The organism is Mycolicibacterium madagascariense, assembly GCF_010729665.1.
Taxonomy (GTDB): Bacteria; Actinomycetota; Actinomycetes; order Mycobacteriales; family Mycobacteriaceae; genus Mycobacterium; species Mycobacterium madagascariense.
Genome location: NZ_AP022610.1, coordinates 5,063,560 through 5,084,725 on the forward strand (window position 1 = coordinate 5,063,560; position 21,166 = coordinate 5,084,725).

At 67.7% G+C, this 21,166-nt stretch carries 20 protein-coding genes and 2 pseudogenes; 13 read left to right on the top strand and 9 right to left on the bottom strand.

Going from position 1 to position 21,166, the window contains the following annotated elements; genetic code table 11:
* Positions 1-13: 13 nt before the first annotated feature.
* Positions 14-790 (bottom strand): SDR family oxidoreductase, encoded by a 777-nt coding sequence (locus tag G6N60_RS23975; RefSeq protein WP_163741924.1) that lies wholly within the window; start codon positions 788-790, stop codon positions 14-16.
* A gap of 54 nt (positions 791-844) precedes the next feature.
* On the opposite strand from G6N60_RS23975, the gene echA20 reads away from it, so the two are divergent.
* The 4 genes from echA20 to ipdC are packed head-to-tail and all read left to right on the top strand — an operon-like array spanning position 845 to position 4,309.
* Positions 845-1,600 (top strand): (7aS)-7a-methyl-1,5-dioxo-2,3,5,6,7,7a-hexahydro-1H-indene-carboxyl-CoA hydrolase, encoded by a 756-nt coding sequence (echA20, locus tag G6N60_RS23980; protein WP_163741926.1) that lies wholly within the window; start codon positions 845-847, stop codon positions 1,598-1,600.
* Entirely contained in the window at positions 1,597-2,502 is a 906-nt protein-coding gene (gene ipdA / locus G6N60_RS23985; RefSeq protein ID WP_163741928.1) for a cholesterol ring-cleaving hydrolase subunit IpdA, read from the top strand. Before echA20 ends, ipdA begins: the two co-directional genes overlap by 4 nt.
* The gene (gene ipdB / locus G6N60_RS23990) at positions 2,499-3,248 is read left to right on the top strand and encodes a cholesterol ring-cleaving hydrolase subunit IpdB (protein ID WP_163741930.1); all 750 of its coding nucleotides are present in this window, start codon (positions 2,499-2,501) and stop codon (positions 3,246-3,248) included. Before ipdA ends, ipdB begins: the two co-directional genes overlap by 4 nt.
* Complete coding sequence (gene ipdC, locus G6N60_RS23995) at positions 3,245-4,309, top strand: (3aS,4S,5R,7aS)-5-hydroxy-7a-methyl-1-oxo-octahydro-1H-indene-4-carboxyl-CoA dehydrogenase (RefSeq protein ID WP_163741931.1); 1,065 nt, start codon at positions 3,245-3,247, stop codon at positions 4,307-4,309. The genes ipdB and ipdC overlap by 4 nt, the downstream gene beginning before the upstream one ends.
* 3 nt (positions 4,310-4,312) lie before the next feature.
* Here ipdC and G6N60_RS24000 read toward each other — a convergent pair.
* The 5 genes and pseudogenes from G6N60_RS24000 to ipdE1 form a co-directional block, all read right to left on the bottom strand.
* Positions 4,313-5,226: pseudogene (locus tag G6N60_RS24000) on the bottom strand (endonuclease domain-containing protein).
* 138 nt (positions 5,227-5,364) lie between these two features.
* Positions 5,365-6,513 (bottom strand): steroid 3-ketoacyl-CoA thiolase FadA6, encoded by a 1,149-nt coding sequence (fadA6, locus tag G6N60_RS24005; RefSeq protein ID WP_163741933.1) that lies wholly within the window; start codon positions 6,511-6,513, stop codon positions 5,365-5,367.
* Entirely contained in the window at positions 6,506-7,108 is a 603-nt protein-coding gene (gene kstR2, locus G6N60_RS24010; RefSeq protein ID WP_163741935.1) for a TetR family transcriptional regulator KstR2, read from the bottom strand. The genes fadA6 and kstR2 overlap by 8 nt, the downstream gene beginning before the upstream one ends.
* A complete protein-coding gene (gene ipdF, locus G6N60_RS24015; protein ID WP_163741937.1) occupies positions 7,105-7,893 on the bottom strand; it encodes a (5R,7aS)-5-hydroxy-7a-methyl-1-oxo-2,3,5,6,7,7a-hexahydro-1H-indene-carboxyl-CoA reductase in 789 nt (262 codons plus the stop codon). The genes kstR2 and ipdF overlap by 4 nt, the downstream gene beginning before the upstream one ends.
* Positions 7,894-7,921: 28 nt before the next feature.
* Positions 7,922-9,073, bottom strand: coding sequence for an acyl-CoA dehydrogenase IpdE1 (gene ipdE1 / locus G6N60_RS24020; RefSeq protein WP_163741939.1), 1,152 nt, complete (start codon positions 9,071-9,073; stop codon positions 7,922-7,924).
* A 48-nt stretch (positions 9,074-9,121) separates the two neighbouring features.
* Between ipdE1 and fadD3 the strand changes: the two genes are divergently transcribed.
* The 6 genes from fadD3 to G6N60_RS24050 all read left to right on the top strand — a co-directional run bounded on the left by fadD3 (position 9,122) and on the right by G6N60_RS24050 (position 16,214).
* Positions 9,122-10,648 carry a 3-((3aS,4S,7aS)-7a-methyl-1,5-dioxo-octahydro-1H-inden-4-yl)propanoate--CoA ligase FadD3 gene (gene fadD3, locus G6N60_RS24025; RefSeq protein WP_163741941.1) on the top strand — a complete coding sequence of 509 codons (1,527 nt, stop codon included), beginning with the start codon at positions 9,122-9,124 and terminating at the stop codon, positions 10,646-10,648.
* Complete coding sequence (locus G6N60_RS24030) at positions 10,648-11,781, top strand: acyl-CoA dehydrogenase family protein (protein WP_163741944.1); 1,134 nt, start codon at positions 10,648-10,650, stop codon at positions 11,779-11,781. Before fadD3 ends, G6N60_RS24030 begins: the two co-directional genes overlap by 1 nt.
* A 5-nt stretch (positions 11,782-11,786) precedes the next feature.
* Positions 11,787-12,740 carry an acyl-CoA dehydrogenase family protein gene (locus tag G6N60_RS24035; RefSeq protein WP_163741946.1) on the top strand — a complete coding sequence of 318 codons (954 nt, stop codon included), beginning with the start codon at positions 11,787-11,789 and terminating at the stop codon, positions 12,738-12,740.
* A gap of 44 nt (positions 12,741-12,784) precedes the next feature.
* Complete coding sequence (gene ipdE2, locus G6N60_RS24040) at positions 12,785-13,726, top strand: acyl-CoA dehydrogenase IpdE2 (protein WP_163741949.1); 942 nt, start codon at positions 12,785-12,787, stop codon at positions 13,724-13,726.
* 31 nt (positions 13,727-13,757) lie between these two features.
* Entirely contained in the window at positions 13,758-15,011 is a 1,254-nt protein-coding gene (locus G6N60_RS24045) for a 13E12 repeat family protein (protein ID WP_179969815.1), read from the top strand.
* Between the two features lie 81 nt (positions 15,012-15,092).
* Entirely contained in the window at positions 15,093-16,214 is a 1,122-nt protein-coding gene (locus G6N60_RS24050) for a pyridoxal phosphate-dependent aminotransferase (RefSeq protein WP_163744471.1), read from the top strand.
* Positions 16,215-16,273: 59 nt separating this feature from the next.
* Here G6N60_RS24050 and G6N60_RS24055 read toward each other — a convergent pair whose 3' ends face one another.
* From G6N60_RS24055 to G6N60_RS24065, 3 genes are all read right to left on the bottom strand, one after another.
* Positions 16,274-17,080, bottom strand: a complete 807-nt coding sequence (locus tag G6N60_RS24055) for a hypothetical protein (RefSeq protein ID WP_163741953.1) — start codon at positions 17,078-17,080, stop codon at positions 16,274-16,276.
* 386 nt (positions 17,081-17,466) lie between these two features.
* Positions 17,467-18,213 carry a 3-hydroxybutyrate dehydrogenase gene (locus G6N60_RS24060; RefSeq protein WP_163741955.1) on the bottom strand — a complete coding sequence of 249 codons (747 nt, stop codon included), beginning with the start codon at positions 18,211-18,213 and terminating at the stop codon, positions 17,467-17,469.
* On the bottom strand, positions 18,213-19,559 hold the full coding sequence (locus G6N60_RS24065) for an MFS transporter (protein WP_163741957.1): 1,347 nt from the start codon (positions 19,557-19,559) through the stop codon (positions 18,213-18,215). Before G6N60_RS24065 ends, G6N60_RS24060 begins: the two co-directional genes overlap by 1 nt.
* A 121-nt stretch (positions 19,560-19,680) precedes the next feature.
* Between G6N60_RS24065 and G6N60_RS24070 the strand changes: the two genes are divergently transcribed.
* From G6N60_RS24070 to G6N60_RS24080, 3 genes and pseudogenes are all read left to right on the top strand, one after another.
* Positions 19,681-20,454, top strand: a complete 774-nt coding sequence (locus G6N60_RS24070; RefSeq protein WP_163741959.1) for an alpha/beta hydrolase — start codon at positions 19,681-19,683, stop codon at positions 20,452-20,454.
* Positions 20,455-20,614: 160 nt separating this feature from the next.
* Positions 20,615-20,902: pseudogene (locus G6N60_RS24075) on the top strand (type II toxin-antitoxin system Phd/YefM family antitoxin).
* A complete protein-coding gene (locus G6N60_RS24080) occupies positions 20,899-21,156 on the top strand; it encodes a Txe/YoeB family addiction module toxin (RefSeq protein WP_163741961.1) in 258 nt (85 codons plus the stop codon). The pseudogene G6N60_RS24075 and the gene G6N60_RS24080 overlap by 4 nt, the downstream one beginning before the upstream one ends.
* The last annotated feature ends 10 nt before the right edge of the window (positions 21,157-21,166 follow it).

The window sequence follows — 21,166 nt, forward strand, 5'->3', positions numbered from 1 at the left end:
GTTGTCTCCTCGGTTATTTGATGGCGGTAGTGGTGGCGAGGTAGGGCGGCGGTTCGCCACCGCCATGCACCTCGAGTGACGCCCCGCTGATGTAGGACGCCGCGTCGCTGGCGAGAAATGCTGCGGCCCAGCCGACGTCGGCCGGGGTGGCGAGTCGGCCGAGCGGGACGTTGGCCGAGATCGCGGCGATGGACTCGGCGTCGCCGTAGAACAGCTCGGACTGCTCGGTCTCGACCATGCCCACGACGAGTGAGTTCACCCGCACCTTCGGCCCCCATTCGACAGCCAGTGTGCTGGTGAGACTTTCGACGCCGGCCTTGGCCGCACCGTAGGCCGCCGTCCCCGGGGTGGGTCTGCGGCCGCTGACGCTGGCGACGTTGACGATCGAACCGCCGCCGGCCTGGTTCTGCATGTGCGCGTTGGCGTGCTGCGACACCGACAGCGGCGCAAGCAGATTGAGCTCGATGATCTTGGTGCTGAACTTCGCCGAGGCGTCGGCGGCGGGCACGTAGGGCGACCCGCCCGCGTTGTTGACCACGACGTCGATCCGGCCATGCCGTTCGACGATGGTGTCGACGAGCGTCGTGACCGACTCGTCGTCGCGGACGTCGCACGGCAGGAACTCATACGGCGAGCCGTCGACGGGGCGTCGGGCGCAGGTCACCACGGTGGCACCCTGATGTGCGAACACCGCACTGATGCCAGCGCCGACCCCTCGAACGCCGCCGGTCACCAGCACGACGCGGCCCTGCAAACGCAGGTTGAATCCACTGTCAGCGGCGTTGGTCACTGTGCTAGCGTACCAAGCAAGTGCTTGCTTAGGTAGCCACCCCAGGAGTCATCGATGACCATCACCACCAAGACCGTGGAACCGGGGATCGTCTCGGTCACCGTCGACTACCCACCCGTCAACGCGATCCCCTCGCGCGGCTGGTTCGAACTCGGCGATGCCATCACCGCGGCGGGCCGCGACCACGACACCCACGTCGTGATCCTGCGCGCCGAGGGCCGCGGCTTCAATGCCGGCGTCGACATCAAGGAGATGCAGAACACCGAGGGCTTCACCGCCCTGATCGACGCCAACCGCGGTTGCTTCCACGCCTTCCGCGCGGTGTACGAGTGCGAGGTCCCCGTCGTCACCGCGGTCAACGGCTTCTGCGTCGGCGGCGGCATCGGCCTGGTCGGCAACTCCGACGTCATCATCGCCTCCGACGACGCGAAGTTCGGTCTGCCCGAGGTCGAACGCGGTGCCCTCGGCGCGGCGACCCACCTGTCCCGGTTGGTGCCGCAGCACATGATGCGCCGACTGTTCTTCACCGCCGCGACCGTCGACGCCGCGACGCTGCACCAGTTCGGCTCGGTGCACGAGGTGGTGCCGCGCGCCGATCTCGACGAGGCCGCGCTGCGCGTCGCCCGCGACATCGCCGTCAAGGACACCCGCGTCATCCGCGCGGCCAAGGAGGCCCTGAACCTCATCGACGTGCAACGGGTGAATTCGAGTTACCGCATGGAACAAGGGTTTACGTTCGAGCTCAACCTGGCCGGCGTCGCCGACGAACACCGCGACGCGTTCGCGGGGACCTCGAAGGGGAAAGAGTGACCGACAAGCTGAGTAACCTCGACGAGGCCGTCTCGTCGATCGAATCCGGCATGACCATCGGCATCGGCGGCTGGGGTTCACGGCGCAAGCCGATGGCTTTCGTGAGGGCGCTGCTGCGCACCGCCGTCACCGACCTGACGATCGTGAGCTACGGCGGACCCGACGTCGGGCTGCTGTGCTCGGCCGGGAAGGTCAAGCGCGTCTACTACGGCTTCGTGTCCCTGGACTCGCCGCCGTTCTACGACCCGTGGTTCGCCAAGGCGCGCACCACCGGCGCCATCGAGGCCCGCGAGATGGACGAGGGCATGCTGCGCTGCGGCCTGCAGGCAGCGGCCCAGCGCCTGCCGTTCCTGCCGATCCGCGCGGGACTGGGTAGCGACGTCCGCGCGTTCTGGGGCGACGAGCTCAAGACCGTGACGTCGCCCTACCCCACCGGCTCCGGCTACGAGGAACTCATCGCGATGCCCGCACTGACGCTCGACGCGGCATTCGTCCACCTCAACCTCGGCGACGAGCGCGGCAACGCCGCCTACACCGGCATCGACCCGTACTTCGACGACCTGTATCTCATGGCCGCGCAGCAGCGCTTCCTGTCGGTCGAGCGCTTGGTCTCGACCGACGAGTTGATCAAAGCCGTTCCGCCGCAGGCACTCCTGGTCAACAGGATGATGGTCGACGCCGTCGTCGAAGCGCCGGGTGGCGCGCACTTCACCGTCAACGAGCCCGACTACCGCCGCGACGAGAAGTTCCAGCGGCACTACGCCGAGGCCGCGGGGTCGGACGAGACGTGGGCCGAGTTCACGTCGACCTATCTGTCGGGTAGCGAGGACGACTACCAGGCGGCCGTCCGGGCATTCACTGCGGACGCGAGGAGCAATTCAGCTAAGGAGGCACGAGCATGAGCGACCCGACCCGTGCCGAGGTGTGCGCCGTCGCGTGCGCCGAATTGTTCCGCGACGCAGGCGAAATCATGGTCAGCCCGATGACCACCATCGTCTCCATCGGCGCCAGGCTGGCCCGGCTGACGTTCTCCCCCGACATTCTCTTGACCGACGGTGAGGCCCGGCTGATCGCCGACACCCCCGCCATCGGGGCGCCCGCCGCGATCGAGGGGTGGATGCCGTTCGGTCGCGTCTTCGAGACGCTGTCGTGGGGCAGGCGCCACGTCGTCATGGGCGCCAACCAGATCGACCGCTACGGCAACCAGAATCTGTCGGCGTTCGGGCCCGTCCAGCATCCGACGCGCCAGATGTTCGGCGTTCGCGGCGCACCGGGCAACGCCATCAACCACGCCACCAGCTACTGGGTGGGCAACCACTCCAAGCGGGTGTTCGGTGAGTCCGTCGACATCGTCTCCGGCGTCGGCTGGGACAAGGTCGATCCGGCAAACCCCGCCTTCCGGTTCCTCGACGTGTATCGCGTGGTGACCAACCTCGGCGTGTTCGACTTCAACGGTCCCGACCACCAGATGCGCGCCGTGTCACTGCATCCCGGCGTCGAGGCCGACCAGGTCGCGGAGAACACGTCCTTCGAGGTGCACGATCTGGAGTCGGCGGCGGAGTCCCGACTGCCCACCTCCGACGAGCTGACGCTGATCCGGGAGGTCGTCGACCCGAAGTCATTGCGGGACAAGGAGGTCCGGGCATGAGTCATCTGAAGACGCCGCTGACCGAGCTGCTCGGCATCGAACACCCCGTCGTGCAGACCGGCATGGGCTGGGTCGCAGGCGCCCGGCTGGTGGCGGCCACGTCCAACGCCGGCGGTCTCGGGATCCTGGCCTCGGCGACCATGACGCTCGAGGAGTTGGCGACCGCGGTGACCAAGGTCAAGGCCGCCACCGACAAGCCCTTCGGCATCAACATCCGAGCCGACGCGGGCGACGCCGGTCAACGGGTCGACCTGCTGATCCGCGAGGGTGTGCGGGTCGCGTCGTTCGCACTGGCGCCCAAGCCCGACCTCATCGCCAAGCTGAAAGAGGCTGGCGTGGTGGTCATTCCGTCGGTCGGGGCAGCCAAGCACGCCAAGAAGGTGGCTGGCTGGGGCGCCGATGCGGTGATCGTGCAGGGTGGTGAGGGCGGCGGGCATACCGGTCCCGTCGCGACCACGCTGCTGCTGCCGTCGGTGCTCGACGCCGTGGACATCCCGGTCGTGGCCGCGGGTGGCTTCTTCGACGGGCGCGGGCTAGCCGCGGCGCTGTCCTACGGTGCGGCCGGTGTCGCCATGGGTACCCGCTTCCTGCTGACGACCGACTCGACCGTGCCCGATTCGGTCAAGCAGCGCTATCTGGACTCGGCCTTCGACGCGACGGTGGTGTCCAAGCGCGTCGACGGCATGCCCCATCGCGTGCTGCGCACCGGCCTGGTCGAGAAACTCGAGAGTGGCTCGCGCATCAGGGGTTTCACTGCGGCGGTGGGCAACGCGCAGAAGTTCAAGAAGATGTCGGGCATGACGTGGGCGTCGATCGTCAAGGACGGCCTCGCGATGCGCCACGGCAAGGCACTGACCTGGTCGCAGATCGTCATGGCGGCCAATACGCCCATGCTGCTGAAGGCCGGCCTCGTCGACGGCAACACCAATGCGGGGGTGCTGGCGTCGGGTCAGGTGGCGGGCATCCTCGACGACCTGCCGTCGTGCGCGGAGTTGGTCCCGTCGCTCGTCGACGAAGCGGTGAAGCACCTGCAGGCGGCGTCGTCCATGGCGCGAGACTGAACGTCACGACGCTTTGGGGCGGACTTCCGTCGTGAGATGCAGTTTCGGCGGGAACGCGAAGCCGCGTTCGCGCAGCGCGTGCTCGACCCGCGCGACATACGTGGCTCGCCGGTACTTCAGCAGGTCGCGGCTGACCCGAATGATGAACCACCCCAGGGCCGTCAGCTCGAATGCCTTGTCGATGTCACGCTGTCGAACCGCCGGATCGGTCCAGTGCTGCGGACCGTCGTATTCGATGCCCACCTTGACCTCGGGATAGGCCATGTCGGTCCGAGCGATGATCTCGCCATGGCGACCAAACACTCGGAACTGCGTCTGCGGCGCGGGGAGGCCCGCGTCGACGAGCGCCAGCCGTGCGACCGTTTCCTGCGGCGACTCGGCGCCGGCGTCGACCAACGGCAGCACACCGCGCAGCCTGTTGAGCCCACGCACGCCGGGGTGAGCCGTGGCCACGGCGTGTACCGCGGGCACCGTCACCCCGGTGGCATTCGCCAAGGCATCGAGCCGTTGCACCGCCTGCACGCGTAACACGGTGTGCCTCCCGATGTCGAACCCGTTCGAGCGGACGTGGTTACGCACATCGGACCGACGTCGAACGACTCATCGACGCCGAGCGTTTCGTTCCGGGTGACGAGTCGCCGTGGGGGCCGCGGGTTGTCGTGAATCAACTCGGCCGGTTGCCCACCGTCGACCCACTGGGCACCGAGCATCGCCGCAGCAGAAGAGCCCGCGACGACACCGCGTCGGCCCGACCACAGCCAGGCCGCCTCGGCTCGCTGACGCGCCGTCAGTTCAACGCCGCGGGGAACGAACACGTCGGGATAGACCGGCTGGTACGACGCGCGCATCGCGCGTTCGGGGATGAGGCGGTTCGCGAGTGCCTCGGCGCCGAGGAAGGGCCACGGGAGGTCGTGCATGCCCGCATCATGTGGGGGCCGACCGACGGGATCCCCCGCTCAGCGCGGCTTATCCACAGGCTCCACAGGCCGAGACTGCATCTGACGACGAAATGTCGTCGAAATCGTCGTCAGATTCAGTCTCGCGCTACCCAGCCCCTACAGGCGCTCGATGATCGTCACGTTCGCGGTGCCACCGCCCTCGCACATCGTCTGCAGGCCGTAGCGCCCGCCGGTGCGCTCGAGCGTGTTCAGCATCGTCGCGAACAGCTTGGCGCCCGTCGCCCCCAGCGGATGCCCGAGCGCGATCGCGCCGCCGCTCGGATTCACCTTGTCGTAGTCGGCCTTGGTCTCCTTGAGCCAGGCCATGACGACCGGGGCGAACGCCTCGTTGATCTCCACGGTGTCGATGTCGTCGATCGACAGGCCGGTCTTCTCCAGCGCGTACTGCGTGGCGGGGATGGGACCCGTCAGCATGAACACCGGATCGGCGCCGCGCGCGCTGATGTGGTGGATGCGCGCGCGGGGCTTCAGCCCGTGGTCCTTGACGGCCTGCTCGGACGCCAGCAGCACTGCGCTTGCGCCATCGGAGATCTGGCTCGCCATCGCCGCGGTCAGTCGACCGCCCTCGACGAGCGTCTTGAGGCCGGCCATCTTCTCCAGCGACGTCTCGCGCGGCCCTTCGTCGGTCGCGAAACCGTCGACGGGGATGATCTCGTTCTCGAAGTACCCAGAGCGGATGGCCTCCTGCGCACGCTGGTGACTGTTCAGCGCGTACTCCTCCATCTCCTCCCGCGAGATGTCCCACTTCTCGGCGATCAACTCCGAGCCGCGGAACTGCGAGATCTCCTGATCGCCATAGCGTTGCAGCCAGCTCTTCGATTCGTTCGTCGGCGAGGTGAAGCCGAACTGCTCGCCGACGATCATCGCGGAGCTGATCGGGATCTGACTCATGTTCTGCATGCCACCCGCGACGATGAGGTCTGCGGTACCGGACATGATCGCCTGTGCGCCAAAGGAAATGGCCTGTTGACTGGAACCGCACTGCCGGTCGACGGTGACGCCAGGCACCTCTTCGGGGAAACCTGCTGCAAGCCAGGACAATCGGGCGATGTTGCCCGCTTGGCCGCCGACGGCGTCGACGCAGCCCGCGATCACGTCGGTGACGGCGCCGGGGTCGACGTCGTTGCGATCGAACAGCCCCTGCCACGCTGCGGCCCCGAGGTCGACGGGGTGCACGCCGGACAGGCCGCCGTTGCGCTTGCCGACGGCGGTGCGTACGGCATCGATGATGTACGCGTCACCCATGGTCATTCTCCTTCATCGTGATTCCGCCAAGGACGATGGCGAGGTATTGTCTGCCGACCTCTTCGGCAGTCAGGGGTCCGCCCGGCTGGTACCAGCGGACCGACACCCAGGTGGTGTCGCGGATGAACCGGTAGACGAGGTCGACGTCGAGTTCGCTGCTGAAACAGCCCTCGGCGACGCCCTGCTTGAGGACGTCCACCCACATCGTGCGCTGTTCCCGGTTGCGCTCCTCGACGAACGCGAACTGCGGCAGCACCGAAAGTCGTTTGGCCTCATCCTGATAGATCACGACCTGGGCGTGACGGTGCTCGATCGCCTCGAACGACGCCATGAACAGGCCCTCGACGCGCTTGAGCGGATCGGTCTCGGTCTCGACGATCTCCCGGTACCTGCCGAAGAGCCAGTCGAGGAAGTCGCGCAGGACCTCCTCGACCATCTGCTCCTTGGACTTGAAGTGGTGGTAGAGGCTGCCGGACAGGATCCCCGCCGAGTCGGCGATGTCGCGGACGGTCGTGGCGCGCAGGCCGCGCTCGGCGAACATCGTCGCGGCGAGGTCGAGCAACTCGTCGCGGCGACTCGGCGCGGGGGTGGTCATGCGCGTTGACTCGACACCGAGATGACCTCGCCGGTCAGGTAACTCGAGTAGTCGCTCGCCAGGAACGCCATCGTGGCCGCCACCTCCCACGGTTCGGCGGCGCGACCGAAGGCCTCGTCGCCCGCGAGCCGGTCGAGCAGTTCGGCAGAGCTGGTCTTCTCCAGGAACTTGTGCCGCGCGATACTGGGCGACACGGCGTTGATCCGCACGTCGTATTCGACGGCTTCGATTGCGCTGCAACGGGTTAGCGCCATCACGCCCGCCTTGGCCGCCGCGTAGTGCGACTGCGAGTGCTGGGCCCGCCAGCCGAGCACGCTCGCGTTGTTGACGATCACGCCGCCGTGCTTGGCGTCGCGGAAGTAGCGCAGGGCCGCGCGGGTGGCACGCATGACGGAGGTCAGCGTGACGTTGAGGACGCGGTCCCATTCTTCGTCGGTCATGTCGACGACCGGCGTCTGCCCACCGAGGCCGGCGTTGTTGATCAGGACGTCGAGTCGACCCATCTTCTCGACCGACGACGTGATGAGCGCGTCGACGGCCGGCGTCGACGTCACGTCGCACACCACCGACTCGACGCGGCCCAAGCCGAGACCCGCCAGCTCGTCACGGGTCTCGCCCAGACGCCGCTCGTGGAAGTCGGAGACGACGACGTCGGCACCCTCCGCGAGCGCCCGCCTGGCCGCCGACGATCCGATGCCGGTGCCCGCTGCCGCCGTCACCAGGACGACCTTGCCCGTCAGCAGGCCGTGGCCGTCGATCTCCTTCGGCGCGATCGACAGGGTCATGACGTTCTCCTCTGCACGCGAGCGCTCATCAGTTGCCCCTCGCTTCCCGCGGTAGGCCGAGCACCCGCTCGGCGATGATGTTGCGCTGGATCTCGTTCGACCCGCCGTAGATGGTGTCCGACCGCGAGAACAGATACAGCCGTTGCCATTCACTGAAGGCCCCGTCGTCCAGGAGTAGACCCGCCTTGCCCTGGACGTCCATCGCGATCTCGCCGAGTTCGCGATGCCAGTTGGCCCACAACAGCTTCGACACGGAATCTTGACCAGGGCGCTCGACGTCCATCGTCGCCAACGCGTAGGACCGCATCGTCTGCAGCCCGACCCACGAGTTCGTCAGCCGCTCACGGATCAACGGATCGTCGATGACGCCGGTGTTCTTGGCGAGGTCGACGATGCCGGAAAGCTCACGCGCATAACGGATCTGCTGACCCAGCGTGGACACCCCGCGCTCGAAGGTCAGCGTGCCCATCGCCACGCGCCACCCGTCGCCGGGCTCACCCACCACCAGGGACGCGTCAGTGCGGGCGTCGTCGAAGAACACCTCGTTGAACTCCGAGTCGCCGGTCAGTTGCACGATCGGTCGGATCTCGACGCCCGGTTGGTCCAGCGGGACGAGCAGATACGACAGACCGGCGTGCCTCTTGGAGCCCTTCTCCGACCGCGCGATGACGAAGCACCACTGCGCCCAGTGCGCCAGCGACGTCCACACCTTCTGCCCGTTGATGACCCACTCGTCGCCCACCAATTCGGCCGACGTGGACACGTTGGCGAGGTCGCTACCCGCTCCGGGTTCCGAATAGCCCTGGCTCCACAGCTCCGTGACGTCGACGATGCGCGGCAGGAAGCGCTGCTGCTGCTCGGGCGACCCGTAGGCGATCAGCGTCGGCCCGACGAGTTCCTCGCCGAGGTGGTTGACCTTCTCGGGGGCGTTCGCCAGCGCGTACTCCTCGTAGAACGCCACTCGATGGGCCACCGAGAGCCCGCGTCCGCCGTGTTCCTCGGGCCAGCCCAGACACGTCAGCCCGGCCGCGGCAAGGTGCTGATTCCACGCGCGCCGCTCGTCGAATGCCTCGTACTCGCGACCCGGACCGCCGAGACCCTTGAGCGCGGCGAAGTCGCCGACCAGGTTGTCGGCGAGCCACTGCCGGACCTCGGCCCGGAACTCCTGGACCTCTATCACCCCTGTAGGCTAACCTACCAAGCACTTGCTTTGTTAGAGGGAGCGTCAATGATGACCCATCCGAGGACCATTCCTGGGGTCCTGGACCGGATCAGCGACGAGTTCTCCGATCACCCCGCACTGGTCACCGACGACCGGACGCTCACCTACGCGGAGCTGAAGACCGAGGTCAGACGCGTCGCCGCGGCCATGATCGACCTGGGCGTGCGCGCCGGTGACCGGGTCGCGATCTGGTCGCCCAACACCTGGCACTGGGTCGTCGCATGCCTGGCCACGCACTACGCGGGCGCCGTCGTCGTCCCGCTCAACACCCGGTACACGGCCAGTGAGGCCAGCGACATCCTCGCCCGCACCGAGGCGCCCCTGCTGATCGGCATGGGCCGATTCCTCGGGTCGGACCGGACGGCCGAACTGGACCGCGCGGCCCTGCCCGCGCTGCGACACGTCGTGCGCATCCCGATCGAGGAGGACGACGGAACCTGGGACGAATTCGTCGCCCGCGGCACCGATCTCGCGGCGGTCGACTCCCGCGCCGGCGCCGTCACCCCCGACGACGTGTCCGACATCCTGTTCACCTCCGGCACCACGGGTCGGAGCAAGGGCGTGCTGTGCGCGCACCGGCAGTCACTCGACGCCCCCGCCGCCTGGGCGGCGTGCGGCCGACTCACCAGCGCCGACCGCTACCTTTGCATCAACCCGTTCTTCCACAACTTCGGCTACAAGGCCGGCATCCTGACGTGCCTCCAGATGGGCGCGACGCTCATTCCGCAGCTGACGTTCGACCCCGAGCGGGCGATGCAGGCCGTGCAGGACCAGCGCATCACCGTATTGCCCGGGCCGCCAACGATCTACCAGACTCTGCTCGATCACCCCAAGCGCGGCGACTACGACCTCACGTCGCTGCGGTTCGCCGTGACCGGCGCGGCCGTCGTCCCCGTCATCCTGATCGAGCGCATGCAGAGCGAACTCGACATCGACATCGTGCTGACCGCGTACGGGCTCACGGAGGCAAGCGGTTTCGGCACGATGTGCTCGGCCGACGACGACGCCGTCACTGTCGCGACGACCTGTGGCCGGCCCATTGCCGACTTCGAGCTCAGGATCGACGGCGACGACGAAGGCGAGGTGCTGCTGCGCGGTCCGAACGTGATGCTGGGCTACCTCGATGACCCCGAGGCCACCGCGGCGGCGATCGATGCCGACGGCTGGCTGCACACCGGTGACGTCGGAAAGCTCGATGACAGAGGCAATCTCACCATCACCGATCGCCTGAAGGACATGTACATCTGCGGCGGATTCAACGTGTATCCCGCCGAGATCGAGCAGGTGCTGGCCCGGCTGGACGGCGTCGCCGACAGTGCCGTCATCGGCGTCCCCGACGAGCGTCTCGGTGAGGTTGGCAAGGCGTTCGTCGTCACGCGGGCGGGCGCTCGGCTGGACGAGGCCTCCGTGATCGCCTACACCCGTGAGCACCTCGCCAACTTCAAGACCCCGCGGTCGGTGGCCTTCGTCGACGTGCTGCCCCGCAACCCCGGAGGAAAAGTGGTCAAACCACTGCTGCGAGAGATGGTCTGATGGATCTGACGTTCGACGACGCGACCGAGGAGTTCCGCGCCGAAGTCCGCGACTTCCTCGCCGCCAACAGGTCGGAGTTCCCCACGGAGTCCTACGACAACGCCGTGGGTTTCGAGCAGCATCGCCATTGGGACAAGGTGTTGTTCGACGCCGGACTGTCGGTCATCGCGTGGCCCGAGAAGTACGGTGGCCGCGATGCCACGCTCCTGCAGTGGATCGTCTACGAGGAGGAGTACTTTCGCGCGGGCGCACCGGGCCGGGCCAGTGCCAACGGCACCTCGATGCTCGGGCCGACGCTGTTCGCGCACGGCACCGAGGAGCAGCAGGCGCGGGTGCTGCCCAAGATGGCCAGCGGTGAGGAGATCTGGGCGCAGGCGTGGTCGGAACCCGATTCCGGCAGCGACCTGGCCTCGCTGCGGTCGACGGCGACGCGCACCGACGGCGGATGGAAGCTCAGCGGCCAGAAGATCTGGAGCTCGCGAGCACCGTTTGGCGACAAGGCATTCGGGCTGTTCCGCTCCAATCCGGAGGCGCAGCGCCACAAGGGCCTGACCTATGTCATGTTCGACCTCAAGGCCGACGGCGTCACGGTGCGTCCGATCGCCCAACTCGGCGGTGACACCGGTTTCGGCGAGATCTTCCTCGACGACGTCTTCGTGCCCGACGCGGACGTCATCGGAGGCGTCGACGACGGTTGGCGTGCGGCCATGAGCACCTCGAGCAACGAGCGTGGGATGTCGTTGCGCAGCCCCGCCCGCTTCCTGGCGCCGGCCGAACGACTGGTTCAAGAGTGGCAGAAGGAGCGCGATCCCGCCTACGCCGATCGGGTTGCCGACGCCTGGATCAAGGCGCAGGCCTACCGGTTGCACACGTTCGGCACCGTCACCCGACTCGCTGCGGGCGGTGAGCTCGGCGCGGAATCATCGGTGACGAAGGTGTTCTGGTCGGATCTCGACGTGGCGCTGCACCAGACGGCGCTGGACATGCGGGGAGCCGACGCCGAACTGTCCGAGTCCTGGACCGACGGTCTGCTGTTCGCACTCGGTGGCCCAATCTACGCGGGCACCAACGAGATTCAGCGCAACATCATCGCCGAGCGCCTACTGGGTCTGCCCCGCGAAAGTAAGGGGTAGCCGACGTGAACTTCGAATTGGACGCCTCCCAGCGGGACTTCGCGGCCAGCATCGACGGCGCCATGGCGGCTGCCGACGTGCCCGCTGCGATCCGCGCGTGGGCCGCGGGCGACACCGGACCTGGACGCAAGGTGTGGGCGACGCTCGCCGACCTCGGCGTCACCGCGCTCGCCGTGCCGGAGGAGTTCGACGGCATCGGCGCCGACCCGGTCGACCTGGTGGTCGCCGCCGAACGGCTCGGCCGCTGGGGCGTTCCCGGTCCGGTCGCGGAGTCGATCGCCGTCGCACCGATCCTGCTCGCCGACGACGAGCGCTGCGGTGCACTGGCATCCGGCGAGTCGATCGCGACCGTGGCCATGCCGCCGCGGGTGCCGCGCGCCGTGGACGCCGACGTGGCGGGTCTCGTGCTGCTGGCATCGGACGGCGAGGTGGGTCTCGGTGCGACTTCCGACCGGCACGACTCGGTCGATCCGGCCCGCAAGCTCTTCGACGTCACGGCCACTGGCGATACGCAGAAGACCGACACCGCAACGGCTTTCGAGTATGGCGCGCTGATCACCGCGGCGCAGCTGATCGGCGCGGGCCAGGCCATGCTCGACGGTTCGGTCGAATACGCCAAGCAGCGCAGCCAGTTCGGCCGCGTCATCGGCTCCTACCAGGCGATCAAGCACGCGCTGGCCAACGTCCACATCGCCGTCGAGATGGCCCGGCCACTGATCTACGGCGCAGCGCTGTCGCTCGGCAGCGGCTCCCCCGACACCGCCCGCGACGTGAGTGCGGCCGCGGCCGCCGCTGCCGACGCCGGACTGCTGTCGGCCCGCACCGCGCTGCAGACCCACGGCGCCATCGGCTACACCCAGGAACACGACCTGTCGCTGCTGATCCTGCGGGTGCAGGCGCTGCGGTCGGCATGGGGCGATCCGACGTGGCACCGCCGCCGAGTGCTGGAGGCGCTGTGACCGGATCGCGCATGACCGGTAGCGAGGAGCGGAGCGGATCGCGCATGACAGAAGAGCGGGAGATGTTGCGCGACACCGTCGCAACGATCGTCGAGAAGCACGCCTCCCCCGAAGCGGTGCGCCGCGCCATGGAGTCCGAACGCGGGTACGACGAGTCGCTGTGGACGCTGTTGTGCGAACAGGTCGGAGCGGCCGCACTCGTCGTCCCCGAGGAATTCGGTGGCGCGGGAGGCGAACTCGCCGATGCCGCGGTGGTCATCGAGACGCTGGGCCGCGCCCTGGTGCCGACGCCGCTGCTCGGCACGACGCTCGCCGAACTGGCGCTGCTGTCGGCCGACGACCCCGATGCCGACACTCTGGAGACGTTGGCCGAGGGCACGTCGATCGGCGCTGTCGTGTTCGATCCCGGCTACGTGGTCAACGGTGACGTGGCCGACGTGGTGGTCGGGGTCGAGGACGGCGGGTTGGCCCGCTGGACGACCTTCACCGCCGAGCCGTTCGTCACGATGGATCCCACTCGCAGGCTGGCGCGCGTCCGGCCCGGGGAGACCGCGGTCATCGGCCCCGACCCGGGGCTCGCCGATACCGCGTCGATCCTGTTGGCGGCGGAGCAGATTGGCGCCGCCGCGCGATGCCTCGACCTGACGGTCGCCTACACCAAGGATCGCGTTCAGTTCGGCCGGCCGATCGGCAGCTTCCAAGCGCTCAAGCACCGCATGGCGGATCTCTACGTTCTGGTGCAGTCGGCCAAGGCCCTCGTCGACGATGCCGTCGCCGAGCCGTCGCCGACGGCAGCGGCGCTGGCGCGGGTGTCGGCGAGCGAGGCATTCAGTCGCGTGGCGGCCGAGTCGATCCAGATGCACGGTGGCGTCGCCATCACCTGGGAGTACGACATTCAGCTGTACTTCAAGCGGGCACACGGGAGCGCTCAGCTGATGGGCCCGCCGCGGGATCACCTCCGGCGCCTCGAACATGAAGTGCTCTGACGTGTCGTAGGGCCGTGGCATGATCGAACACATGTTCGACGACCTGTCCGAGGCGGCGCTGGTGGAGCGCATCGCGGCGCTGGAGGTCTCCAAGTGCGCCGCGGCGGCCGAGCAAGCCGAGTTGACCATGGCATTGGATGCGGCGCGCCGCGCTCGCGAGGCCGCTGCCGGGGTGCCCGCGTCCCAGCGCGGCAAGGGCCTGGCCAGTGAAGTGGCATTGGCCCGGCGCGATTCCCCGAACCGCGGCGGACGCCACCTCGGCTTCGCCCGCGCCCTGGTGTACGAGATGCCCCACACCCTGGCCGCGCTGAAGGCCGGGGCGCTCTCGGAATGGCGGGCGACGCTGATCGTGCGCGAATCGGCGTGCCTGTCGGTAGAGGACCGCGCCCGGTTGGACGAACGGATGTGCGCCGACCAAAACGCCCTGGAAGGCAAGGGCGACAAGCGCATCGAAGCCGACGCCAAGGCCATCGCCTACCGCCTGGACCCCCAGGCGGTCGTGGATCGGGCGGTGCGGGCACCTCAGGAACGCTCGGTGTGGATCCGCCCGGCCCCGGACTGCATGACCTACGTGACCGCACTGCTGCCGATGCCCCAGGGTGTCGCGGTCTACGCCGCGCTGCGCCGCACCGCCGACACCTGCGGGGACGGCCGCGGCCGCGGACAGGTCATGGCCGACACCCTCGTCGAACGCATCACCGGGCGCCCCGCCGACGTCGCGGTCCCGGTCGCCGTCGAATTGGTGATCACCGACGAGACGCTGCTGGGCGGGGACCCCACCCCGGGGCGGGTCCCCGGCTACGGCCCGATCCCGGCCGCGGTGGCCTGCCGCCTGGCCGCCGACGCCGCCGCCGACGCGCGCTCCAAGGCCACCGTGCGCCGCCTCTACCGCCACCCCACCTCCGGGGCGTTGGTGGCCATGGAGTCCCGGGCGCGGCGGTTCCCGGCGGGCATGGCGCGCTTCATCGCGGTGCGCGACGACACGTGTCGCACCCCCTACTGCGACGCCCCGATCCGCCACACCGATCACGCCACCCCCCACGCCGCGGGCGGGGCGACGAGCTTGCGCAACGGGCTCGGGGAATGCGAGGCCTGCAACTACGCCAAGGAAGCCCCCGGCTGGCGGGTACGCACCTTCTGCGACCACCAGGGCCGCCACACCGCCGCATTCACCACCCCCACCGGCGCCACCCATCACTCCACCGCCCCACCCCTGCTCGGTGACCTGGTCCCCCTCAAGGCCAGCGGCATCGAAATCCACCTCAGCGACCTCCTCGCCGCCTGAGGGGCGCAAGGCCGACCGGCTAGCCTGGCTCGGGTGAGTGATCGCGTCGCGCAACGAGCTGGAATACCGCCGTTCTACGTCATGGACGTATGGCTGGCGGCGGCGGAGCGCCAACGCAGTCACGGCGATCTGGTGAACCTGTCCGCCGGTCAGCCGAGTGCCCACGCTCCCGCCCCGGTTCGCGCCGCGGCGGCCGACGCACTGGCGCACCACAACCTGGGATACACCGTCGCACTGGGCATTCCGGAACTCCGCACCGAGATCGCCGAGTCCTACGCCACGCGGTACGGAATCACCGTGCACCCGGAGGACGTCGTGGTCACCACGGGCTCGACCGGTGGGTTCCTCCTGTCGTTCCTGGCGTGCTTCGACGTCGGCGATCGCGTGGCCGTGCCCAGTCCGGGCTATCCGTGCTACCGAAACATCCTGTCGGCGCTGGGATGCCAGGTCGTCGAGTTACCGTGCGGTCCCGACACCCGGTTCCAGCCGACCGTCGAAATGCTCGCCGCGATCCAACCGCCCGTCAAGGGCGTGGTGCTCGCCAGTCCGGCCAACCCCACCGGCACCGTCATCCCGCCTGCCGACCTGGCGGCGATCGCCGCGTGGTGTGAAACGAACGGCGTCCAGCTCGTCAGCGACGAGCTCTACCACGGTCTGGTCTACCCGGGCGCTCCCGCAACGAGCTGTGCGTGGGAGACCTCGGGCGAAGCCATTGTGGTGAACAGCTTTTCGAAGTACTTCGCCATGACGGGGTGGCGGCTGGGCTGGCTGCTGGTACCGCCGGCGCTGCACCGTGCCGTCGACCGGTTGACGGGTAACTTCTCGATCTGCCCGCCGACGCTGCCGCAGCTGGCGGCCGTTGCGGCGTTCACACCCGAATCTCTCGCAGAAGCCGACGCGCTCGTCGAGGGCTATGCGGTCAATCGGGAGATGCTGCTGCGCGGTCTACCGGAGATCGGTTTGCCGAGACTTGCCCCGGCCGACGGCGCGTTCTACGTCTATGCCGACGTGTCCGATTATTCGACGGATTCGCTGGACTTCTGCGCTCGACTGCTGGCCGACACGGGGGTGGCCATCGCACCGGGCATCGACTTCGACACCGTGCACGGCGGCGGATACGTACGACTGTCGTTTGCCGGCGCCACGTCCGACATTGCCGAGGCGTTGACGCGGATGGGGCCCTGGCTGGCCGCTCAGCGTTGACGCCGATTGCGGCGGGCCGGTCGCCGTGGCTCATGCCAGAGCGACCGCCCACCACGTCGTCACGCGTTCGAATGCTGCCCGGCGTCGGAGTGAGTGTCTGCCTCTTTCTCGCCGCCGGCATTGGACGCGGACTCGGACGCATGATCTCCGGCCGTCGTCTCGGCGTGTGGCCCTTGAGAACCCGTCTTCTCCGGCCCTATGGCCTCGGGCTCCATCGACCCAGCCTTGCCGTCCTTCGTGACGGGCGCGTCTCCGCGCACGGCCATGGCCTGGGGAGCCTCGTCAGCCGCGTCATTCGCCTCGGCCTGACGGCCCAAATCATCTAGCAGCCGGCCGAACTTCTCGAACTCCTCATCCGCCCTCTTCGCCTCCGCCTCCTCAGCAGCCTTGTCCTCCGCCTCCTGCTTCTTCGCCGCCTCGTCCACCAACACCCCCGTCGGGTCGCATTCGGGGCACGGGCCGTTGGATACGCCGTCAACGGGCGCCGGAGCCGCCTCGTCCTTCTTCGCCGCCTCGTCAGCCTCCTGCTTCTTCGCCGCCTCCTCGTCGGCTTCCTTCTTCGCCGCCTCGTCCACCAACACCCCCGTCGCGTCGCATTCGGGGCACGGGCCGTTAAATACGCCGTCAACAGGCGCCGGAGCCGCCTCGTCCTTCTTCGCCGCCTCGACAGGGGCCTTCTTCTTCGCCTTGTCGTCGGCAGACCCGCCACCAAACGGCTTCAGTCCCTTGAAGAGGCCGCCGACGACATCCATGATCTCTTGGGACAGTGTCTTCGACGGCGTCTTGGGCCCATGCGCCACACGAACGTCGAAGCTGAACGGCCGGTTGGCGTTGGCGACGGCACCGTCGCCGATACCAATGGCCACGCCGAATGCCGAACTCTTGCAACCACTTCCGAGGGTGAAACCAGATATCGACAAACACGTGGCCCCAGCTACTGGTGCATGTCCCAGCGCGCCGGCCACCAACGTTGCGGACGCCACCGCCCCCGCTGCAAACTTCTGCGTACGCCTTCTGCTCGGGCTGACGAATAGACCTTTGCTCATCTCGATGCTCCATTCCCGTGGTCGGCTTTTCGCGTGCGGCGGAAATTAACATCGACACCTCACGAAAGCGACTGTGCAAGAGCACCTCAGTCACACGTCCGCCGAACACCCCCGACGTCTCCGCAGTTAGGCAAACCCGGAAAGAAAATCCAGGCCAACCGGCACCTAGAAGATTCGGCACCTACTCATTTGCACGCGCCGGAGCGTCAGCGCGCGCTCCAGCCGCCGTCCATCGTGTAGGACGCCCCGGTGACCATGCCGGCCTCCGTCGAGGCCAGCCAGCCGACCAGTGATGCCACTTCCCCGGGCTCGACCAGTCGCTTGATGACGCTCTCCGACAACAGTATTCGATCGATGACGTCCTGCTCCGGGATGCCGTGCGCACGGGCCTGATCGGCGATCTGCTTCTCCACCAACGGAGTTCGGACGTACCCCGGGTTCACGCAATTGCTGGTGACACCCCTGGCTCCGCCCTCCAACGCGGTCACCTTCGACAGGCCCTCCAGCGCGTGCTTGGCGGTGACGTAGGCGACCTTGAACTCCGATGCGCGCAGTCCGTGTACCGACGAGACGTTGATGATCCGACCGAACCCTTGGTCATACATGTGGGGCAGGGCGGCCCGGATCAGGAGGAACGGTGTCTCGACCATGAGCGCCAGCATCGCGCGAAACCGCTGCGGCTCGAACTCCGCGATCGGCGCGATGGACTGGATGCCCGCGTTGTTGACCAGGACGTCGACGTCGAGCCGCAGATCTTCCAGGCTGCCGACGTTGAGAAAGTCGACCGCCCAGGGCTTTCCACCGATCTCGTCCGCCACAGCCGTGGCAGCGTCAGCGTCGACGTCGGCGACGATGACCGTCGCGCCGCGGCCCGCGATCTCCCGCGCACATGCCGCACCGATACCGCTCGCACCGCCGGTCACCAGGGCCGTGCGCCCGTCGAGGTCGCCCATCAGACCGTCGTACGTCGCGCTGCGGCGACGTCATCGGCGTCGGCGACGTCGAGCGACGCCAGGTCGATGCCCTTGGTCTCACGGGTGAAGACCACGGCCACCAACGTGACGGCGCAGGCGGCGGCGAGATAGGCGGCGATGGGCACCGAGGAGTCGTACACCTCGAGCAGCTTGACCGCGATGATCGGCGCCAGCGACCCGGCGACGATCGCGGTGACCTGATAGCCAAGGGAGACACCGGAATAGCGCATCCTCGTCGGGAACATCTCGGCCATCAGCGCCGGCTGCGGCGCGTACATGATCGCGTGGAAGATCAGCCCGATCGTGACCGCCGCCGTCGCGACGGCATAGTTCCCGGTGTCCATCATGGGGAACGCGAAGAAGCCCCAGGTGGCCGCCAGTACCGCACCCGCGAAGTAGACCGGTCGCCGGCCATATCGGTCGGCGAGCCGGCCCACCAACGGGATCACCGCGAAGTGGACGGCATGCGCGACGAGCAGATACCAGAGGATCGACGTGGTGTTTGCTCCGACGTGGACCTTGAGATAGGTGATCGAGAACGTGACGACGAGGTAGTACATGATGTTCTCGCCGAATCGCAGCCCCATCGCGGTGAACACGCCGCGCGGATAGCGCTTCAACACCTCGATCACGCTGAACGACGTTGCCTTGATCCGCTCGGCTTCCCGTTGTGCCGCAACGAATATGGGTGCATCGGTGACCTTGGTCCTGATGTAGTAGCCGATCAACACCACCACCGCGGACAGCCAGAATGCCACCCGCCAACCCCAGGACAGGAAGTCCGCCGTTGACAGCGTCGTCGTCAGCACCAGCAGCACGATCGTCGCGAGGAGGTTGCCCGCGGGTACCCCGGCCTGCGGCCAACTAGCCCAGAACCCGCGTTCCTGGCGGGGGCTGTGCTCGGCGACCAGGAGCACGGCACCGCCCCACTCCCCGCCGACGGCGAACCCTTGCAGAAAGCGCAGCAGGACGAGCATCGCGGGTGCCCAGTAGCCGATTTGCCCAAAGGTCGGCAGACACCCCATCAGGAACGTCGTCGCACCGACCAGCAGCAGCGAGAACTGCAGTAGTTTCTTGCGGCCGTACTTGTCGCCGTAGTGGCCGAACACCACGCCGCCGAGCGGTCGGGCGACGAAACCGACCGCGTAGGTGACGAATGCGGCGAGGATGGCGTCGAGGTCACTGGTGCTCGCCGAGAAGAAGACCTTGCTGAACACCAGGGTGGCCGCGGTGCCGTAGAGGAAGAACTCGTACCACTCGACGACGGTGCCCGCCATCGAGGCGACGACGACCCTGCGCAACCCCGTCGGTATCGGCTTGCCCATCGCCCACTCCCTCCAGCCTGTGATGCACACCACGAGCGGCTATGAGTATCCATGGCACGCCCTGTGCGTCGCAATGCGCCGATGTCTTGCGGGTGACACACGTACCTGCTGAGGTCGAGGCATGCCCTTCCTCGAGACCGAGCGCGGCCGCGCGTACTTCCGCCACTGGGCCTCGCCGCAACCGCGTGCCGCCGTCGTCTTCCTCCACGGGTTCGGCGAGCACACCGGGCTCTACCACCGCTACGGCTTCGCCCTCAACGCCGCCGGCATCGACCTCTGGGCCGTCGACCAGTTCGGTCACGGCCTCACGCCGGGTGACCGGGGCGACTTCGGCACGCTCGAGGACAGCGGCGCACTCGCCGCGGCGCTGACCGATCTCGCGTCAGCCGACGACGTTCCCCTCGTGCTGCAGGGCCATTCCTTCGGCGCGGTGGCGACGCTCTTCCTGTTGCTCGGCGAGCCCGAGACCTATCGCGCCGGGGTCGTTTCGGGCGCTCCGCTGGTCCCGGTACCCGCACTGGCCGACGCGACCTCGACGTTCGAGATCGCGCCGAATCAACTGTCGGCCGACCCGTTCTACCTCGACGCGATCGAGAACGACCCGCTGGCCTTCGTCGACGCCGACGGTGGACCGCTCGCTCGCGAGCTCAACCGCGGCTGGGACGGTTTCGGCGAACTGCTCCCCACCCTGACCGTGCCGACGCTCGCGGTGCACGGCAGCAACGACCCGATCGCCCCGGTCGGCGCGCTGCGGGCCTATGCCGATCAGATCGAGCCGCTGTCACTCGTCGAGGTCGAGGGCGGCGGCCACGACATCCTCAACGACGTGTCCCACCGCGAGGTCGCGGCGGCGATCGTGGAGTTCATCCACAGCAGTTGTGCACAGTGTGGATGAATTACACGGGTGTACTTCGACCTCGTTCCCGCGAGGCTGAACCTCCCGACGCGTCATGCAGGTAAACCGTCGCGAGAATCAGTTTCGAGACCGTCAGGGCGTACGGGGGAAGCCGTACAATACTCGTACCACCAATCGGTACACCAGGAGCGATTCAGTCATGACGATCAGCGCTAGTGAGGCTCGGCAGCGCTTGTTTCCCCTGCTCGAGCAGGTCAACAACGATCACGAGCCCGTCCGCATTTCGTCGTAGGCCGGGGAAGCCGTGCTCATGTCCGGCGCCGACTACGACTCGTGGCAAGAAACGGTGTACCTCTTGCGTTCACCCGAGAACGCGCGTCGTCTCATGGAAGCCGTTGCACGAGACAAGGCGAGCGACCACTCCCCCTCGGTTCAGCGCATTACGACAATCGACGAGCTCGAGGGGATGGCCGGCGGCGCGGAGTGAGGGCAATTTCCTTCGACCCTGACGGGTGGGAGGACTTTCTCTACTGGCTCGCCTCCGACCGGAAGACGGCCCGAAGGATCACACGCCTCATCGGAGAGATTCAGCGCGACCCCTTCGACGGGATCGGCAAACCTGAACCACTGAAAGGTGAGCTCTCCGGCTATTGGTCGCGACGGATCGACGATGAGCATCGACTGGCCTATCGGGCCGACGACGAAGAGGTCAAGATCCTCAAGGCTCGCTACCACTACTGAACACCAAGAC

Excerpts from the sequence above, each read along its gene's own strand:
- echA20 (WP_163741926.1), top strand. The coding sequence starts at position 845 with ATGACCATCACCACCAAGACCGTGGAACCGGGGATCGTCTCGGTCACC.
- ipdB (WP_163741930.1), top strand. The coding sequence starts at position 2,499 with ATGAGCGACCCGACCCGTGCCGAGGTGTGCGCCGTCGCGTGCGCCGAA.
- ipdC (WP_163741931.1), top strand. The coding sequence starts at position 3,245 with ATGAGTCATCTGAAGACGCCGCTGACCGAGCTGCTCGGCATCGAACAC.
- fadA6 (WP_163741933.1), bottom strand. The coding sequence starts at position 6,513 with ATGGGTGACGCGTACATCATCGATGCCGTACGCACCGCCGTCGGCAAG.
- kstR2 (WP_163741935.1), bottom strand. The coding sequence starts at position 7,108 with ATGACCACCCCCGCGCCGAGTCGCCGCGACGAGTTGCTCGACCTCGCC.
- ipdF (WP_163741937.1), bottom strand. The coding sequence starts at position 7,893 with ATGACCCTGTCGATCGCGCCGAAGGAGATCGACGGCCACGGCCTGCTG.
- fadD3 (WP_163741941.1), top strand. The coding sequence starts at position 9,122 with ATGATGACCCATCCGAGGACCATTCCTGGGGTCCTGGACCGGATCAGC.
- G6N60_RS24030 (WP_163741944.1), top strand. The coding sequence starts at position 10,648 with ATGGATCTGACGTTCGACGACGCGACCGAGGAGTTCCGCGCCGAAGTC.
- ipdE2 (WP_163741949.1), top strand. The coding sequence starts at position 12,785 with ATGACAGAAGAGCGGGAGATGTTGCGCGACACCGTCGCAACGATCGTC.
- G6N60_RS24045 (WP_179969815.1), top strand. The coding sequence starts at position 13,758 with ATGTTCGACGACCTGTCCGAGGCGGCGCTGGTGGAGCGCATCGCGGCG.
- G6N60_RS24050 (WP_163744471.1), top strand. The coding sequence starts at position 15,093 with ATGGACGTATGGCTGGCGGCGGCGGAGCGCCAACGCAGTCACGGCGAT.
- G6N60_RS24060 (WP_163741955.1), bottom strand. The coding sequence starts at position 18,213 with ATGGGCGACCTCGACGGGCGCACGGCCCTGGTGACCGGCGGTGCGAGC.
- G6N60_RS24065 (WP_163741957.1), bottom strand. The coding sequence starts at position 19,559 with ATGGGCAAGCCGATACCGACGGGGTTGCGCAGGGTCGTCGTCGCCTCG.
- G6N60_RS24070 (WP_163741959.1), top strand. The coding sequence starts at position 19,681 with ATGCCCTTCCTCGAGACCGAGCGCGGCCGCGCGTACTTCCGCCACTGG.